Genomic DNA, 16,706 nt, shown 5'->3' with positions numbered 1-16,706 from the left:
CATCCTTGAAGTCCAACTTGTCGGATGCGTTGCGACAATGGTCGCCTGCCTTAATCGGTTAGGATTGATGAAAATGTCGAGGCAATCTCGAAAAAACAAGGAAACAGCGGGTTGAAACTCAGTGATATCGCCCAGTTGGCCGGTGTGTCCGTCACCACCGCCAGCTATGTCATCAATGGCAAGGCCGAACAACAGCGCATCAGCAGCGCCACTGTCGAACGCGTGCGCGCGGTCGTCGAACAACATGGCTTCACGCCTAACCCACAGGCCGCCGGTTTGCGCAGCCGACACACGCGCACGTTGGGGTTCATTCTGCCGGATCTGGAAAACCCCAGTTACGCGCGAATCGCCAAATTGCTGGAGCAAGGTGCGCGAGCCCGGGGTTATCAGTTGCTGATCGCCAGCTCCGACGATGCACCGGACAGCGAACGGCAATTGCTGCAACTGTTCCGCGCCCGGCGCTGCGACGCGCTGATCGTTGCCAGCTGCCTGCCGGCCGGCGACGACAGCTATCGTCAATTGCAGGCCAAGGGCATTCCGATCATCGCCATCGACCGGGTCATGGAACCCGAGCACTTCTGCTCGGTGATCAGCGACGACCGCGAGGCCAGCCTGCAACTGACCCGCAGCCTGCTGGAGCCGCTGCCCAGGCAGATCGCCCTGATCGGCGCCCGCCCCGAGCTGAGCATCAGCCGGGAACGTTGCGCGGGCTTCAAAGAGGCCCTCGCCGGATTCAACGGTGAGGTGCTGATCGAAGAAGGCGAATCCTTCAGCCGCGAATGCGGCAAACAATTGATGGAGGAATTGCTGCAACGCCTGGGGCATTTGCCCGATGCGCTGGTGACCACGTCCTATGTGCTGCTTCAGGGCGTGTTCGATGCACTGCACGACTTCCCGCTGAAAAACCGCCCGCTGCGCCTCGGCACATTCGGTGACACCCAATTGCTGGACTTCCTGCCGCTGCCGGTCAACGCCATGGCCCAGCAACACCAGTTAATCGCCGACAAGGCCCTCGCGCTCGCTCTGGCGGCCATCGAGCAGTCGGATTACCGGCCCGGCGTACAAGCCATCCCGCGGACGTTCAAGCAACGTATTCTTCAGGACTGAGCCGTGGAGCTGATCGACACCCATACCCATCTGGATTTTCCGGACTTCGACGCCGACCGCCAGGCGCTGCTGGCCGACAGCCGTGCCCTGGGGGTGCGGCGGATCGTGGTGCTGGGGGTTTACCAGGCCAATTGGCAGCGGGTCTGGGAGCTGGTGCAGAGTGACCCTGACCTGCACGCCGCGTTCGGGCTGCACCCGGTGTATCTGGACGATCATCGCCCGCAACACCTGAGCGAACTCGGTGACTGGCTGACCCGTCTGGCCGGCCATCGGCAACTGTGTGCGGTGGGCGAAATCGGCCTGGATTACTTCATCGAAACCCTCGACCGCGACCGCCAGCAGGCGTTGTTCGATGCGCAATTGCAATTGGCAGCGGATTTCAATCTTCCGGCATTGATCCATGTGCGGCGAAGCCATGCGGCAGTGATCGCCACGCTCAAACGGTTTCGCCTGAAACGGGCCGGCATCATCCACGCCTTTGCCGGCAGCAAGGAAGAGGCCAGCGAATACATCAAGCTCGGCTTCAAGCTCGGCCTTGGTGGTGCTCCGACCTGGCCGCAGGCATTGCGCATGCACCGTGTGCTGGCGCAGTTGCCGCTGGATTCGGTGGTGCTGGAAACCGACTCGCCGGACATGGCCCCTGCCATGTTTCCCGGCCAGCGCAACAGCCCGGCACACTTGCCGGCGATCTGCGCGGCACTGGCGCAATGGATGGCGATCAGCCCGGAACGACTGGCAGCTGCCAGCACCGCCAACAGCTGCGAAGTGTTCGGCTGGTAATCAGTCGGTGTGAGCCTTGGCGGCTTCCAGGATCAGCGTCAAATGCTGGCGCTGGCGGAAATAACGGACCACTGCGAAATAAACGAACACGGCGATCAGCGAAGCATTCAGTTGCTCGATGACATTGAGCATTCCCACCCACTCCATCACCAACGCCACCAGCAAGGCGGTACAGACCATCACCCGCAGGCTGGCACGCAACAGTGCAAAAGAGTCGAGCGACTTGAAGCGCCTGATCTGTTCCGGGCAACGCAACTGAACGTGTTTCTGGCAGTGAGTACAGGTAAACGCTTCATTGATCGCAATGGCATTGAGTTGCCAGGGTTGAAGCCGCAATGTGTGCTGACAATGCGCACAGCGCCCCTGGACTCCAATTGTTGCAACAGACATAACCGGGTTTCCTCCATGCGGTAAGCCGCGTAAATCTTCCTTGGTTGAAATCCAAAATCCAGAGCACGGCGAGAATCAGGAGGACTCCTATCCGGAAAAGGAAAAAGTATTACGAAGCTTTCCGACAGTACAGCAAATCTGTGGGAGCAGGTTGGCCCGCGAAAACGGCGGCACATCCAACGTCAATGTGACTGACAGACCGCTTTCGCGAGCAGGCTCGCTCCCACATTTACATCCCGGCCAGTCTCAGACCCGAAATGCACTGATCAACTGTTTCAACTCCACGACCTGAGCCGACAATGCCCGACTGGCGTCTTCGGTCTGATGCGCACCTTCAGCAGTACGCTCGCCGGCGCGGTTGATCTCGACGATGTTCTGGTCGATGTCGTGGGCCACGGCAGTTTGCTGCTCCACCGCGGCAGCAATCTGCTGGTTCTGGTCGACGATCATGCCGACCGCTCCCAGAATGTTTTCCAGTGCCCGCTGGACCTTCTCCGACTGCCCCACCGTGCCATTGGCCATTTCATGGCTGGTGCCCATGGCCTTGACCGCTGCGCCAACACCGCCATGAAGCCTGGCGATCATCTGCTCGATTTCTTCGGTCGATTGCTGGGTGCGTTTGGCCAGGGTCCGGACTTCATCGGCTACCACGGCGAAACCACGGCCCTGCTCACCGGCCCGTGCTGCCTCGATGGCAGCATTGAGCGCCAGCAGGTTGGTCTGCTCGGCAATGCTCTTGATCACTTCGAGCACGCGGCTGATGGACTGGCTGTCGCTGGCCAGTTGATTGATCACCAGCACCGACTGATCGATTTCGCTGGCCAGCGCGGCAATGCTGCCTTGCTGCGACTCCACCAGACCACGACCGCTGATGGTTTCGTCGTTGACGCTGTGAGCGCTGCTCACGGCCGCCGCGGCACTGCGCGCCACTTCCTGGGAAGTGGCGGACATCTGGTTCATGGCCGTGGCCACTTGTTCGATCTGCGTGCGCTGCCCGGCGACGGCCTGGTTGCTTTGCGCGGAAACGCTTTCCACTTGCCCGGCCTGACGCTCGACTTCACTCACGGTCTGCCCCACACGCTCGATCAGGTCATGGATTTTCTTCACCGTGCCGTTGAACACCTCGCCCAGTTCCCCCAGCTCGTCACGGCTGTGGGCGCTGAAGGTCACGGTCATATCGCCGGCCGCCACCTTGTCCATCACCGCTCCCAGGCGCTTGAGCGTGGTGCGGGTCGAGGCATAGAAAGCGCCGTAGAGATAGAAGATCAACACAAACACCACAGACAACGCCACGGCCTGCAGGACCATGTGCGTGCGGTTCTGGTCCAGGCGTTGCTGCAACTGCGGGCCCAGGTACTTCAGGGTCGCTTCGTTGAGCTGGTAAGTCTGGTCCATCAGGGCGCTGACTTGATCATAAAAGCCCTGCCAAGGCGCATCGAGCGTGTCAGCCATGACCACTTGTTCTTCGAACAGCTCACTCGCTTTCTTCAACGATGCCCGGCTGCTGTCGGCCTGCACAGCCAGGGTGTCGCGCGCGGCCTTGCTGGAACCCAGGGCATCCTGCAACTTCAGGCCATACTCAGCCTGGAGCTTTTCAATCTGCGCCAGCAACTCATCGAATCGGGTACTCGAAGCCGAGTTGATGAATCCCTGCCCCAACGAATAGGACCCCATCGCCCGTCCTTCGCCCAGGATCTGGGTGACCCGTGGCGTGACGAGGGTGACGAGTTCGCTCAACTGGCGCATGTCGCTCTGGTTGTCGCGACTGAGGCCGGACTGGCTGGTGATGAGCTGGCTGAAAATCTGCGCGCTGCCCACCAGCTTGCCGATCAGGGCGCTTTTGCTTTGCAGGGAGCTTTCCGTTTGCTGGGCCTTGAACGCGGCGATCATTTCATCGCGTTTGCCATCAAACACCGCGACCTGCTCCGGGTCGCTGGTCATCGCCGCCAGCCCTTGCAGGCGAGCCAGAATACTCTGCTCAAGAGTGCTGATTTTCGACTCGACATTGCCGGCCTTGCCGGATTGGCCGAGGCTGACATTGATCTGCACCAGGTTGTTCAGGGTTTCCAGATCGCGCCGTAACGTCAGGCTGCTGCCCAACAGGTCGAGACTTTGCAGTTCGATGCGCGTGCCCTGGAATTCGCGGTAGGAGTCACGCACCAGATAGAAGTTGGTCACCAGCATCGGCACCAGGAACAGTACGCTGATCAAGCTGAACTTCATGCCGAAACTCAGACGGTTCATCAGTGCGACAGCGGGATAGAGCAAGCTCTTCACTGGATGTCTCCCTTCAATTTCTTATTTTTTTTATTGGCAGGCGCAGACAGACAGCAGATAGCCACTATTCGGCGCTATCTCTGTATAACTTAAATCGGCAGGAGGTTTTGTAACTTAAGGTTAACGAGAGGCTTCATCCGCGCAGGCGAAATGAAACATTGTGGCGAGGGGCTAGTCTGATCGCGGCACCGCCCCGTTCGACTGCACAGCAGTCGTAAATCGGGAGCCCCTGTTCTAACTGATTAATCGCCCGGGGCGGCTTCGCCACCCAACGGGGGCAAGCCCCCTCGCCACAATGGCTCCCTACAGGTCTAATGCAGGACCGTCCACAACGCAAACCCGGCATACCAGAGCACCGCGGCACGCAGCAGCAGCTCCCAGATGCGGTCCAGGTTGTTGATACCTTCCGCGCCGGCCACCGGTGCCGGAATTTCACCGGCTACCAGCCCGACTTTCACGATCAATTGCGCGGCGCTGATGTTCCAGTTCAGCAGTTCATGCAGCATGACCCGGCTGACCGCGACAAAATTGCCGACCAACGCCAGACTCGCCGCCAGCAGGCGCACCGGCACCCAGTCGAAGGCGTGACGCAGTTGCCCGGCGCGCTCAACCACCGCAGGATTTTTCCCGTGCTCTTCGGCCAGCGCCAGCAAGCGATAACTCAGCGCCGCGACCGGCCCCAGCAGGAAATACCAGAAAATCACCGCGAAAAAGCTGTGGTAGGCCTCCCACAGCAAATGCCCTTCGACCTGTTCCAGCAACTGCTCGCCACTGTCTGCGCAGATATCCAGATCGCGCTTGGCGACATGGGACGCTGCCTGCAGGTCCTCCCGACGCCAGGCATCGCGGAACGGCCCGAGATCGCCCAGCAGATCACCGCGCCCCAGGCTGTAAATCACAACCAGCAAATGGATCGGCAACGCCAGCAACCCATAGGCCACCGGCTCGATGACGACCAGCAGCAGACCCAGCAACGCTACCGGCAACAAAATCAATAGCAACAACACCAGCCATGGACGGCCGGAAAGTCGCGGGCTGGCCTCGAGCTTGTTCAGCTCGTGTATCCAGCTACCGTCCCGCTGAACTCGATGGCGCAGGGCCGAGAACTTCTCTATCCACACCGCCAACAGCAACACCAGAAAACTCATTGCCCTTCCTCTTGTGCCAGAGCGGCACGATAGCGTGCCCAGTCAAACGCAGGCCCCGGATCGGTTTTGCGCCCGGGTGCAATGTCGCTGTGCCCGCAGATGCGCTCTGTAGTGATCGCCGTGAACGCCCGCTGCAACTGGCGGGTCAAGGCCGTCAACGCGCTGTATTGCGCGTCGGTGAACGGCAGATCATCCGTTCCTTCGAGTTCGATGCCCACGGAAAAATCGTTACAGGTTTCCCGCCCCTCGAAGCTCGAAACACCCGCATGCCACGCACGCTCAAGGCATGAAACAAACTGGGTGACGGTACCGTCGCGCTCGATCAGAAAGTGCGCGGACACTCGCAAATCCGCGATCCCTTCAAAATAGGGATGTTCAGTGACATCCAGACGATTCTGGAAAAACTCCTGCACCTTGCCGGTGGCAAACTGCGCCGGAGGCAGGCTGATGTTGTGGATCACCAGCAGGGAAATTTCGCCTGTGGGGCGCGCATTGAAGTTGGGTGAGGGGCAGACATGCGCTCCCTGAATCCAACCGCTCGCGGGGTCCAACTGCATACCGACTCCTTCAACGTCGACTGTGTTGGCACAGTATGCCGCGATAATCCCCCGGGGCGCGATCACTTGCCGCGTTTGAGGCGCTTGAGGTTGCCGATCACCGCCAATCCGACCGAATACAGGCACCAGTGCCAACGTAACGCGCTGATGCCTTGGGTTGGCCCGTGCCATGGCCCTATAATCGAGGCACTTTGTTTGTGGAGTCCGTTATGCCGAATCTACGTCTCGCCGATCTGACCGCCGAAATCGAAGCCAACGTGCGCCGCGCGTTGCGTGAAGACATCGGCAGCGGCGACATCACTGCGCAGTTGATCCCGGCCGAACGTCTGGCCAAAGCCACCATCATTACCCGCGACGCCGCCGTTATCAGCGGCACCGCCTGGGTAGATGCCGTGTTTCGGCAACTGGACCCTCGGGTGGCGGTGCACTGGCAGGTTGCCGACGGTGAACGGGTGACACCCAATCAGGTGTTGTTCCACCTCGAAGGCCCTGCGCGCTCACTACTGACCGGCGAACGCAGCGCCCTGAACTTCCTGCAAATGCTCTCCGGCGTGGCGACCCGCGCGCAATACCTGGCGGACTTCGTGGCCGAGACTCAGGTCAAACTGCTCGATACCCGCAAAACACTGCCGGGGCTGCGCCTGGCGCAAAAGTACGCCGTGACCTGCGGCGGTTGTCATAATCACCGCATCGGTCTGTATGACGCCTTCCTGATCAAGGAAAACCACATCGCCGCCAGCGGCGGCATCGCACAGGCCATTGCCGCCGCGCACAAGATCGCCCCGGGCAAGCCGGTCGAGATTGAAGTGGAAAGCCTGGATGAACTCAAGGAAGCGCTGGCGGCCGGTGCCGACATCATCATGCTCGACGAACTGAGCCTGGACGACATGCGCGAAGCCGTACGCCTGAATGCCGGCAAGGCCAAACTGGAGGCCAGCGGCGGGATCAACGAAAGCACGTTGCTGCCGATTGCACAGACCGGGGTGGATTACATTTCGATCGGTGCGATGACCAAGGATGTGAAGGCGGTCGATCTGTCGATGCGCCTGAGTCTCTGATCACACGTATGTGAGTTGCCAAACTGTAGGAGCGAGCTTGCTCGCGATGGTCGTTAACGATGACGCGTGTTTCCTGGATGCACGTGGCGTTGTTTAGTCCATCGCGAGCAAGCTCGCTCCTACATGAGTGTCAAACCACCAGATTGTTCATCTCGCAGTACTCTTCCCACTCGACACCCAGCACCTCGGCGGCCTCCCGGTGCAGCTCCAGGCGCTTGGCCTCGTACTCTTCTGGAGCACTCGTGTACTTGAGGCTCAGTTCCCATGGCTGCAGGCCCTGGGCTTCGGCTTCATCCTCGAACGCCCACTGAATCTGGTCTTTCTGATCATCCGGACTCAAGTCCTTGATCTCGTCCATCAATTCGGGCGCGTCCAGCACGTATTTCTTGAGGGCTTCTTCGTGTCTGGCTTCTTGGCTCAATTCTTTTACGGTCATGTTGTTCTCGCTGATCTGGGGAATGGAAGATGGATCTGGATCATCAAGGATCTCTCTGACGCAGAAAAACCGCCTGTAGCCCGGTCTGTCTGGCCTTCAGAACCATTCGGGATCATCTGAAAACTGCTGGGCGAAGCTCATGCAGGCTCCGAATATAGGATGTTTGTCGGACGATTTACACGACTCTTTGCATCTCCCCACAAAAAGTTGTGCGCACGACGTGTTGATGGCGGCGGGAACATAAATTCAAAGAGCGATCAGAACCGCGAACTCGAGAACCTCAAGCGTACCGTCGAAGACCTGAGCAGAAAGGTGAAATAACCGAGGGGGAGATGGTGCCCGAGACAGGAACCGCATCAGAGCGGTTTACCTTAATGGTTGCTGGGCGCAATGCTCAGCAACCTGAATTGACGTACTAACCAATGTACTTTTCTAGTGATGCTGAACGTCGGTCAATCGTTTGAATTGGATCCTCGGTGTGATGTAATTGCGACAACTTCGATACACAAAAACTAAGCCTGTCCTGCCAACAACACCAGCAATGGAGTGCTTATGCGCGCCGCTCACATCCAAAACCTAACAGGTTTGCGTGGTTTCGCAGCCCTGTCGGTTCTGCTTTTACACATTCGGTACGGCGACCTCGCCAACGCCTACGGGCACTTCGCTTTTCTGTTCAAGACCCGAGGCCTTGGGGTCGACGTGTTCTTCATTTTGTCTGGTTTCATCCTAGCCTATGTCCACGGAAAAGATTTTGAAAACACCCTGCGACCCAAAGAGGCTATCAAGTTTTGGGTGGCCAGGCTTGCACGCATCTACCCGGTGCACCTCTTTATGCTGGTTCTCACGGCATTCATCCTGCCAATGCACAGGCTGTATGAATGGTCGCCTGTTGACACTGCATTAACGTTTTACGCGAACCTGTTCCTTTTTCATTCGTGGGGAGTAACGTCCGACCTGACGTTCAATCAACCTTCGTGGTCGATCAGCTGCGAGTGGGCCGCATACCTGACCTTTCCTTTCATCGCCTATTTGACGCGGAAGTGGGGAAAGATTCCTTTCGCTCTACTGCTGATTGGCCTAGCGCTGTACGCGCCCTACCTGCAGCCGAATATGCTGGCCAATGGCATCTGGACCATCAAGTGCATCACCTACTTTGTTGCTGGGTACTGCGCCTACCAGGTGTGCCACGATCTGCCGGACTCCAGACTCTGGCGAATCACTGCAATGGCGATTGCCCCGCTGATCTTGCTGATGTTCTGGATGACCAGCATTCAGTATTACTTCGATCTGGCCTTCCCGTTCCTAGTAATCGTGATGATTGCGAGCCTGTTCCGGGCTGGGCCGATTTGGGGTTACTCCAACCCTGTATCGGTCTATCTGGGAAAAATCAGCTTCAGTTTGTACATGTGCCACATCATGGTGCTGTTTGTTGAGCGCAAGCTGTTTGGCATGATGGATCTGAAATATGAGATTCCTATCATCCTGGCCTTCTCCATGTTCCTGTATCACTGCATTGAAGAGCCGGCGCGGAAAGTTATCCGGATGGTGGCCGAAGGTGGTCACCGCGAGCGTCCACAGAAAAACTTCACTGATAATTACGCGATGCCGGTAACAGAGCCGGAACAACAGAAAGAGCACAAAGCTCTGGCGTAATAAAGAAGGCCCGCCTAATTAGCGGGCCTTCTTTATTTATACGACGCGGTCAGAAGGTGACAGTGCTACTCAGCAATCAATCATGTCAATCCTGCCCAGATGATTTCGGTGTTTTCGTCGGTCAGCACGCCTTTGGCCAACAAAGTCCGCAATGGCAGACGCTTCGTCATAGACTGGCAGAAGGCGTTTGCCTTCGTTGCGCAGACCGGCACCAAGTCACTCGAATTAAGCAGTGCTGAATGATGTACTGACAATGCGCGGCACGCTGCGAAAGAGCGCGAAAGAAAACGCAATAAAAAACCGCCAAGGCTTGTGGCTCTTGGCGGCTTCGCGGGACTCACCGAAATCCGGTGAAATTGAATGTGGTGCCCGAGACAGGAATCGAACCTGCGACCTTCGCGTTACGAGTGCGCTGCTCTACCGGCTGAGCTACACGGGCGGTGGGCTAAACCTAGCATCGCTTTTGAGGTCCGGCAACTTCGCGCAATGTCTCGATGCTGCGCAGACAAAAAAATGCCCCACCGTTTTCACGGCGGGGCATTTTTTACAACGCTGAAGCGGTCAGGCGTGAGGCGTAATTAAACGCCCGAAGCCTTGGCTGCTGCCACGTCTTTGATGGACAGCTTGATACGGCCGCGGTTGTCCACGTCCAGTACCAGTACTTCCACTTCCTGGCCTTCTTTCAGGATATCGGTCACTTTCTCGACGCGAGCATCGCTCAGCATGGAGATGTGAACCAGACCGTCCTTGCCTGGCAGGATGTTGACGAATGCGCCGAAGTCGACGATGCGCTCAACCTTACCAACATAGATCTTGCCGATTTCAGCTTCAGCGGTAATGCCCAGAACGCGCTGACGAGCAGCTTCTGCCGCTTCCTTGGTTTCGCCGAAGATCTTGATCGAACCGTCGTCTTCGATGTCGATCGAAGCCTTGGTTTCTTCACAGATCGCACGAATGGTCGCGCCGCCTTTACCGATGACATCACGGATTTTGTCGGTGTCGATTTTCATCGCGATCATGGTCGGGGCGTTGGCCGACAGTTCGGTACGCGACTGGCCAATGATCTGGTTCATCTGGCCGAGGATGTTCAGGCGCGCTTCCAGGGCTTGGCCCAGAGCGATTTCCATGATCTCTTCGGTGATGCCCTTGATCTTGATGTCCATCTGCAGCGCGGTGACGCCTTTGGCGGTGCCGGCTACCTTGAAGTCCATGTCGCCCAGGTGGTCTTCGTCACCCAGGATGTCGGTGAGGACGGCGAATTTCTCGCCTTCTTTAACCAGACCCATGGCAATACCGGCAACCGGTGCCTTCATCGGCACACCAGCGTCCATCAGGGCCAGGGAAGCACCGCAAACGGAAGCCATCGAGCTCGAACCGTTGGATTCGGTGATTTCCGAAACCACGCGGATGGTGTACGGGAACACGTCAGCGGCTGGCAGCATGGCCGATACCGAACGACGGGCCAGACGGCCGTGACCAATTTCGCGACGACCGGCGCCACCCATGCGACCACACTCACCTACCGAGAACGGAGGGAAGTTGTAGTGCAGCATGAACGGGTCTTTTTTCTCGCCTTCCAGGGTGTCGAGCAGCTGCGCGTCACGGGCTGTGCCCAGAGTTGCAACGACCAGAGCCTGGGTTTCGCCACGGGTGAACAGAGCCGAACCGTGGGTTTTTGGCAGAACACCGACTTCGATGTTCAGCGGACGTACGGTGCGAGTGTCGCGACCGTCGATACGTGGCTTGCCGTTAACGATGTTTTCGCGAACGGTGCGGTATTCGATTTCGCCGAAAGCCGCTTTGACTTCGCTGGAAGAAGGCTGGCCTTCTTCACCAGACAGCTTGGCCACGACCTGATCCTTCAACTCGCCCAGGCGAGCGTAACGGTCGGCCTTGACGGTGATGGTGTAGGCCTGGGAGATCGCTTCGCCGAACTCGGCACGGATAGCGCCCAGCAGTTCGGTGGCTTCAGGCTGTGGAGCCCAGGTCCAGGTTGGCTTGGCAGCTTCAGCGGCCAGTTCTTTAACAGCGTTGATCACAACCTGGAACTCGTCGTGAGCAAACAGTACCGCGCCCAGCATCTGGTCTTCGGTCAGCTCTTTGGCTTCCGATTCAACCATCAGCACAGCGTCCGAAGTACCGGCCACGACCATGTCCAGGCTCGAAGCAGCCTGTTGCTCGTAAGTCGGGTTCAGCAGGTAGCCGGTGCTTTCGTGGAAGGCAACGCGGGCAGCGCCGATCGGGCCATCGAAAGGAATACCGGAGATGGCCAGGGCAGCCGAGGTACCGATCATCGCAGCGATGTCCGGATCGGTCTTCTTGCTGGTCGAAACGACGGTGCAGACTACCTGCACTTCGTTCATGAAGCCTTCAGGGAACAGCGGACGGATCGGACGGTCGATCAGTCGGGAAGTCAGGGTTTCTTTCTCGGAAGGACGGCCTTCACGCTTGAAGAAACCGCCAGGGATCTTACCGGCAGCGTAAGTCTTTTCCTGGTAGTGAACAGACAGAGGGAAGAAGCCCTTGCCTGGATCGGCTTGCTTGGCACCGACTACGGTCACCAATACGCTGACGTCGTCGTCAACGGTGACCAATACTGCGCCGGAGGCCTGACGGGCAATACGGCCAGTCTCGAGGGTAACGGTCGACTGACCGAACTGGAATTTTTTGATTACCGGGTTCACGGTGTCCTACCTTCTTTGTGGCTCTTGGGGGAACTGGTTTCTTGCGAAATTCTTGGGCAACGCCGGGAATCGGCCCGACTGGATTGTCCAGGTGTTACTCAGGCAAAGCAGGTATCCAGATAAAACTTGAGGCTGGGAGCCTGCCATGCGCCAGCGGGAAACCCGCTGATGCACGACAGACAACCAACCTCTAGCGCAATCGCTTATTAGCGACGCAGACCCAGGCGAGCGATCAGAGCGCTGTAACGGCTCACGTCCTTGCCTTTCAGGTAGTCCAGCAGCTTACGACGCTGGTTAACCATGCGGATCAGACCACGACGGGAGTGGTGATCTTTACCGTTGGCCTTGAAGTGACCTTGCAGCTTGTTGATGTTGGCGGTCAGCAGTGCAACTTGCACTTCTGGCGAACCAGTGTCACCAACAGCTTGCTGGTAGTCAGCTACGATTTGAGCTTTTTCTTGAACGTCGAGAGCCATGAGGCAATCCTTTTATCAGGAAACTGTTTCAGAAAAACAGTTTCAACAGGCCAGGGACAAATCCCTGTATCTAAAAATGAGTAGTGACCGTGCCTGTTAACAGCCACCCTCGTCCGGTCATTCTGACCGAATCAGTCGACGCGGCGCGATACGCCCGTCTTCGCTCACTTCACCGATTCCGATGAAGCGACCATTGTGATCCTGTACCCGTACCATGCCGAACTTCGGAGCATCCGGGGCACGTACCGGCTGACCATTTAGCCAGTAGAACGCACTCGCTTCGGAGAACTGCAACAGTGGCCAATCCAGCAGGCCGCTGTCCGATGGCATGAGGAAGCGATCGACCGCTTCGTTGCCGCCTTCGGCATGTACCGCTTCCAGCTCTTCGAGGGTAACTGTCTGCGCCAGGGTGAATGGCCCGGCCTGGGTACGTCGCAGTTCTGCAACGTAAGCGCCACAACCGAGTTGCTCACCAATATCCTCCACCAGGGTGCGGATATAGGTGCCTTTAGTGCAATCCACCGCCAGCCGCGCAGTATCACCTTCGAAGGCCAGCAATTCCAAGCGCGTAATAGTAACAGAACGCGGTTCGCGCTCCACTACTTCGCCTGCACGAGCCAGCTTGTATAGCGGCTGGCCATCGCGCTTGAGCGCCGAGTACATCGGCGGTATCTGACTGATTTGCCCACGAAATTTCGGCAGCACAGCTTCGATATCGGTGCGACCAACGGTCACCGGACGTTCCTGCAAAACTTCACCTTCGGCATCCGCCGTGGTGGTGGTCTTGCCCAATTGCGCCAGGGTTTCATAACCCTTGTCGGAATCGAGCAGGTATTGCGAGAACTTGGTGGCCTCGCCGAAGCACAGCGGCAACACGCCGGAGGCCAAGGGATCGAGACTGCCGGTATGACCTGCCTTTTCGGCGTTCAGCAACCAGCGAACCTTCTGCAAGGCCGCGTTGGAGGTGAACCCCAGCGGCTTGTCGAGAAGGATAATGCCGCTGACGTTACGACGGATACGTTTGACCTGAGCCACCGATTACTCCTTGGTGTCTTCGGCTTCTGCCACAACCGGATGCTGATTGTCTTCAGCCACTGCGCGCTCGATCAATGCCGACAGATGCGCACCACGCACGACGCTTTCGTCGTAGTGGAAGTGCAGCTGTGGAACGCTACGCAGCTTCATCTCGCGAGCCAACTGCATGCGCAGGAAACCGGCGGCGGAGTTGAGCACCTTGATGCTTTGTGCGATTTCCTCGGCGCTGTCCTGCCCCATCACGGTGATGAAGATCTTGGCGTGACCGACGTCACGGCTGACTTCCACTGCGGTAATGGTGACCAGGCCGACGCGCGGGTCTTTTACTTCGCGACGGATCAGCTGTGCCAGCTCGCGCTGCATCTGATCGCCGATACGTTGGGTACGGCTATATTCTTTTGCCATGTCTTGTTACCTGTAACTGCCCCACGGTGAAACCCGTAAGGTCTGAAAGCGGCAAACGCCCGGCCTGACAAAAGCCAGACCGGGCGTTGCGTTTAGAGTCCTGGTGACGAGCTGCGCACTCGCATGCAGCTACCCGTCACGGCTCCTGAAGTGCGCGAGTTAGAGGCTGCGAGCAACCTGCACCTTCTCGAAGACTTCGATTTTGTCACCGACCTTGACGTCGTTGTAGCTCTTCACGCCGATACCGCATTCCATGCCGGCACGCACTTCGGAAGCGTCATCCTTGAAGCGACGCAGGGATTCCAGCTCGCCTTCGAAGATAACGATGTCTTCACGCAGTACACGGATTGGACGGTTACGGTGAACAACACCTTCGATAACCATGCAACCGGCGATCGCGCCAAACTTCGGCGAACGGAACACGTCACGCACTTCGGCGATGCCCAGGATGTTCTCGCGAACGTCGCTGCCGAGCATACCGGTCAGGGCTTTCTTGACGTCTTCGATGATGTCGTAGATCACGTTGTAGTAACGCATATCCAGACCTTCCTGCTCGACGATCTTGCGCGCGCCGGCATCGGCACGCACGTTGAAGCCGAACAGTACTGCGTTGGAGGCCAGAGCCAAGTTGGCATCGGATTCGGTGATACCACCGACGCCGCCACCGACCACGCGCACTTGCACTTCGTCGTTACCCAGGCCGTTCAAGGCACCGTTCAACGCTTCCAGCGATCCACGGACGTCGGATTTGAGGACGATGTTGAGCGTCTTCTTCTCTTCCTGACCCATGCTTTCGAAGATGTTTTCCAGCTTGCCGGCGTGAGCACGAGCGAGTTTGACTTCGCGGAACTTGCCTTGACGGAACAGCGCCACTTCACGGGCTTTCTTCTCGTCGGCAACCACGCTCATCTCGTCGCCAGCGTCCGGAGTACCGTCCAGGCCGAGGATCTCGACAGGGATGGCCGGACCGGCTTCCTTGATTGGCTTGCCGTTCTCGTCGAGCATGGCACGAACACGGCCATAGTTCGAACCGACCAGGACCATGTCGCCCTGACGCAGGGTACCGTCTTGGACCAGAACGGTAGCCACCGGGCCGCGGCCCTTGTCCAGGCGGGATTCAACCACCACGCCACGGCCAGGAGCCGAAGGCGTTGCAGTCAGTTCCAGAACTTCGGCTTGCAGCAATACGGCTTCGAGCAGTTCGTCGACACCGGTACCCATTTTCGCCGAAACCGGTACGAATGGAGTGTCACCACCCCACTCTTCCGACGTCACGCCGTGTACCGACAGTTCGCTACGGATGCGATCGAGGTCGGCACCCGGCTTGTCGATTTTGTTCACAGCGACAACCAGCGGAACACCCGCAGCCTTGGCATGCTGAACAGCTTCGATGGTCTGCGGCATTACGCCGTCGTCCGCCGCAACCACCAGGATCACGATGTCGGTCGCCTTGGCACCACGGGCACGCATCGCGGTAAACGCGGCGTGACCAGGGGTGTCGAGGAACGTCACCATGCCGCGGTCGGTTTCAACGTGGTACGCACCGATGTGCTGGGTGATGCCGCCGGCTTCGCCTGCGGCAACCTTGGCACGACGGATGTAGTCGAGCAGGGAAGTCTTACCGTGGTCAACATGGCCCATTACGGTTACGACTGGTGCACGGGAAACTGCCTCGCCTTCAAACTTCAGGGACTCGGCCAGGGAATCTTCCAGGGCGGTGTCGCTGACCAGGGTCACTTTGTGGCCCAGCTCCTCGGCAACCAGTTGGGCAGTTTCCTGGTCCAGTACCTGGTTGATGGTCGCTGGAGTACCCAGTTTGAACATGAACTTGATGATTTCAGCAGCCTTGACCGACATCTGTTGAGCGAGGTCGCCAACAGTGATGGTTTCGCCGATCTTCACTTCGCGCACGACAGGGCCGGTTGGGCTCTGGAAACCGTGGGCGTTGCGCTTCTTCAGCTTGGCCTTGCCGCGACCACCACGACGGAAGCCATCGCTTTCTTCGTCGGTAGTACGTGGGGCAACGCGTGGCGCTGGCGCCTTTTCCTTGACCGACGCACGATGCGGAGCGTTTTTGCGCTCGCCATCGCCGCCGCCACCGCGACGATTGTTGTCGTCGGCACGTGGTTTGTCCGGACGACGCTGTTCGTCACGCTTGCGAGCGTCGGCCGCAGGAGCCGGAGCAGCTGCCACAACCGGTGCGCTTTCACGCACAGGTTCGGCTACCACAGCAGGCGCTGCAACGGGTTCGGCCGGAGCGGTCGGCGCAGCAGCAGGCTGGCGACGCGCTTCTTCTTCGGCGCGACGCTTGGCTTCTTCTTCAGCCTTCTGACGTGCAGCATTTTCTACTGCGCGACGTTCATCCAGCTCACGCTTGCGCTCGGCTTCGATTTCTTCCGGGCTGCGCTGTACGAAGACTTTCTTCTTGCGTACTTCAACGCTGATGCTTTTGCTGCCAGCAACCCGAAGGGTGCTGGTGGTTTTACGCTGCAGCGTAATCTTGCGTGGTTCTTCCACTTTCGCCTTGTGGCTGCTTTTCAAGTGAGTCAGCAACGATTGCTTCTCACTGTCAGTCACACTTTCTTCGGCGGCGGTGTGCGGCAGACCTGCCTCACGCATCTGCTGCAACAGGCGCTCTACCGGTGTTTTGACCTCATCGGCCAGTTGTTTCACCGTGACTTGCGTCATGCACTTCTCTCC

General features: G+C 58.3%; 14 protein-coding genes, 1 tRNA gene and 1 pseudogene. 4 read left to right on the top strand and 12 right to left on the bottom strand.

Going from position 1 to position 16,706, the window contains the following annotated elements; all coding sequences use genetic code 11:
- Window positions 1-111 precede the first annotated feature (111 nt).
- Entirely contained in the window at window positions 112-1,107 is a 996-nt protein-coding gene (gene cra / locus B0D71_RS06800; RefSeq protein WP_103394108.1) for a catabolite repressor/activator, read from the top strand.
- Window positions 1,108-1,110: 3 nt separating this feature from the next.
- Window positions 1,111-1,887 carry a TatD family hydrolase gene (locus B0D71_RS06795; RefSeq protein WP_103394107.1) on the top strand — a complete coding sequence of 259 codons (777 nt, stop codon included), beginning with the start codon at window positions 1,111-1,113 and terminating at the stop codon, window positions 1,885-1,887.
- Here B0D71_RS06795 and B0D71_RS06790 read toward each other — a convergent pair whose 3' ends face one another.
- From B0D71_RS06790 to ampD, 5 genes and pseudogenes are all read right to left on the bottom strand, one after another.
- Window positions 1,888-2,277 (bottom strand): hypothetical protein, encoded by a 390-nt coding sequence (locus tag B0D71_RS06790; RefSeq protein WP_103394106.1) that lies wholly within the window; start codon window positions 2,275-2,277, stop codon window positions 1,888-1,890. It abuts the gene before it with no gap.
- A gap of 246 nt (window positions 2,278-2,523) precedes the next feature.
- Window positions 2,524-3,228: a methyl-accepting chemotaxis protein gene (locus tag B0D71_RS32325; RefSeq protein WP_420825132.1), complete on the bottom strand. Its 705-nt coding sequence runs from the start codon at window positions 3,226-3,228 to the stop codon at window positions 2,524-2,526.
- 153 nt (window positions 3,229-3,381) lie between these two features.
- A pseudogene (locus tag B0D71_RS32320) lies at window positions 3,382-3,585 on the bottom strand (HAMP domain-containing protein); the annotation flags it as partial.
- 1,280 nt (window positions 3,586-4,865) lie between these two features.
- On the bottom strand, window positions 4,866-5,702 hold the full coding sequence (gene ampE / locus B0D71_RS06780; RefSeq protein ID WP_103394104.1) for a regulatory signaling modulator protein AmpE: 837 nt from the start codon (window positions 5,700-5,702) through the stop codon (window positions 4,866-4,868).
- Window positions 5,699-6,259 carry a 1,6-anhydro-N-acetylmuramyl-L-alanine amidase AmpD gene (ampD, locus tag B0D71_RS06775; RefSeq protein ID WP_103394103.1) on the bottom strand — a complete coding sequence of 187 codons (561 nt, stop codon included), beginning with the start codon at window positions 6,257-6,259 and terminating at the stop codon, window positions 5,699-5,701. The genes ampE and ampD overlap by 4 nt, the downstream gene beginning before the upstream one ends.
- A gap of 209 nt (window positions 6,260-6,468) precedes the next feature.
- Between ampD and nadC the strand changes: the two genes are divergently transcribed.
- Window positions 6,469-7,317 carry a carboxylating nicotinate-nucleotide diphosphorylase gene (gene nadC, locus B0D71_RS06770; protein ID WP_103394102.1) on the top strand — a complete coding sequence of 283 codons (849 nt, stop codon included), beginning with the start codon at window positions 6,469-6,471 and terminating at the stop codon, window positions 7,315-7,317.
- A 130-nt stretch (window positions 7,318-7,447) separates the two neighbouring features.
- Here nadC and B0D71_RS06765 read toward each other — a convergent pair whose 3' ends face one another.
- Window positions 7,448-7,753, bottom strand: coding sequence for a DUF6388 family protein (locus tag B0D71_RS06765; protein ID WP_103394101.1), 306 nt, complete (start codon window positions 7,751-7,753; stop codon window positions 7,448-7,450).
- Between the two features lie 552 nt (window positions 7,754-8,305).
- On the opposite strand from B0D71_RS06765, the gene B0D71_RS06760 reads away from it, so the two are divergent.
- On the top strand, window positions 8,306-9,406 hold the full coding sequence (locus B0D71_RS06760; RefSeq protein WP_103394100.1) for an acyltransferase family protein: 1,101 nt from the start codon (window positions 8,306-8,308) through the stop codon (window positions 9,404-9,406).
- A 363-nt stretch (window positions 9,407-9,769) separates the two neighbouring features.
- Here B0D71_RS06760 and B0D71_RS06755 read toward each other — a convergent pair.
- The 6 genes from B0D71_RS06755 to infB all read right to left on the bottom strand — a co-directional run bounded on the left by B0D71_RS06755 (window position 9,770) and on the right by infB (window position 16,694).
- Window positions 9,770-9,845: transfer RNA gene (locus tag B0D71_RS06755), tRNA-Thr, on the bottom strand.
- Window positions 9,846-9,984: 139 nt separating this feature from the next.
- Window positions 9,985-12,090, bottom strand: coding sequence for a polyribonucleotide nucleotidyltransferase (pnp, locus tag B0D71_RS06750; protein WP_103394099.1), 2,106 nt, complete (start codon window positions 12,088-12,090; stop codon window positions 9,985-9,987).
- 206 nt (window positions 12,091-12,296) lie between these two features.
- Window positions 12,297-12,566, bottom strand: a complete 270-nt coding sequence (gene rpsO, locus B0D71_RS06745) for a 30S ribosomal protein S15 (protein ID WP_011332409.1) — start codon at window positions 12,564-12,566, stop codon at window positions 12,297-12,299.
- Window positions 12,567-12,683: 117 nt separating this feature from the next.
- The gene (gene truB / locus B0D71_RS06740; protein WP_103394098.1) at window positions 12,684-13,601 is read right to left on the bottom strand and encodes a tRNA pseudouridine(55) synthase TruB; all 918 of its coding nucleotides are present in this window, start codon (window positions 13,599-13,601) and stop codon (window positions 12,684-12,686) included.
- Window positions 13,602-13,604: 3 nt separating this feature from the next.
- Window positions 13,605-14,006 carry a 30S ribosome-binding factor RbfA gene (gene rbfA, locus B0D71_RS06735; RefSeq protein WP_103394097.1) on the bottom strand — a complete coding sequence of 134 codons (402 nt, stop codon included), beginning with the start codon at window positions 14,004-14,006 and terminating at the stop codon, window positions 13,605-13,607.
- Between the two features lie 159 nt (window positions 14,007-14,165).
- Window positions 14,166-16,694, bottom strand: coding sequence for a translation initiation factor IF-2 (infB, locus tag B0D71_RS06730; RefSeq protein ID WP_103394096.1), 2,529 nt, complete (start codon window positions 16,692-16,694; stop codon window positions 14,166-14,168).
- Window positions 16,695-16,706 lie beyond the last annotated feature (12 nt).

Origin of the sequence: Pseudomonas laurylsulfativorans (assembly GCF_002906155.1) — a bacterium.
Classification (GTDB): Bacteria; Pseudomonadota; Gammaproteobacteria; order Pseudomonadales; family Pseudomonadaceae; genus Aquipseudomonas; species Aquipseudomonas laurylsulfativorans.
This window is presented reverse-complemented; position numbering and strand designations above follow the sequence as displayed.

What these genes read in the sequence shown, in the direction of transcription:
- B0D71_RS06790 (WP_103394106.1), bottom strand. Translation starts at nt 2,277, where the DNA reads ATGTCTGTTGCAACAATTGGAGTCCAGGGGCGCTGTGCGCATTGTCAG.
- rpsO (WP_011332409.1), bottom strand. Translation starts at nt 12,566, where the DNA reads ATGGCTCTCGACGTTCAAGAAAAAGCTCAAATCGTAGCTGACTACCAG.
- ampD (WP_103394103.1), bottom strand. Translation starts at nt 6,259, where the DNA reads ATGCAGTTGGACCCCGCGAGCGGTTGGATTCAGGGAGCGCATGTCTGC.
- B0D71_RS06765 (WP_103394101.1), bottom strand. Translation starts at nt 7,753, where the DNA reads ATGACCGTAAAAGAATTGAGCCAAGAAGCCAGACACGAAGAAGCCCTC.
- ampE (WP_103394104.1), bottom strand. Translation starts at nt 5,702, where the DNA reads ATGAGTTTTCTGGTGTTGCTGTTGGCGGTGTGGATAGAGAAGTTCTCG.
- B0D71_RS32325 (WP_420825132.1), bottom strand. Translation starts at nt 3,228, where the DNA reads ATGTCCGCCACTTCCCAGGAAGTGGCGCGCAGTGCCGCGGCGGCCGTG.
- infB (WP_103394096.1), bottom strand. Translation starts at nt 16,694, where the DNA reads ATGACGCAAGTCACGGTGAAACAACTGGCCGATGAGGTCAAAACACCG.
- B0D71_RS06760 (WP_103394100.1), top strand. Translation starts at nt 8,306, where the DNA reads ATGCGCGCCGCTCACATCCAAAACCTAACAGGTTTGCGTGGTTTCGCA.
- nadC (WP_103394102.1), top strand. Translation starts at nt 6,469, where the DNA reads ATGCCGAATCTACGTCTCGCCGATCTGACCGCCGAAATCGAAGCCAAC.
- rbfA (WP_103394097.1), bottom strand. Translation starts at nt 14,006, where the DNA reads ATGGCAAAAGAATATAGCCGTACCCAACGTATCGGCGATCAGATGCAG.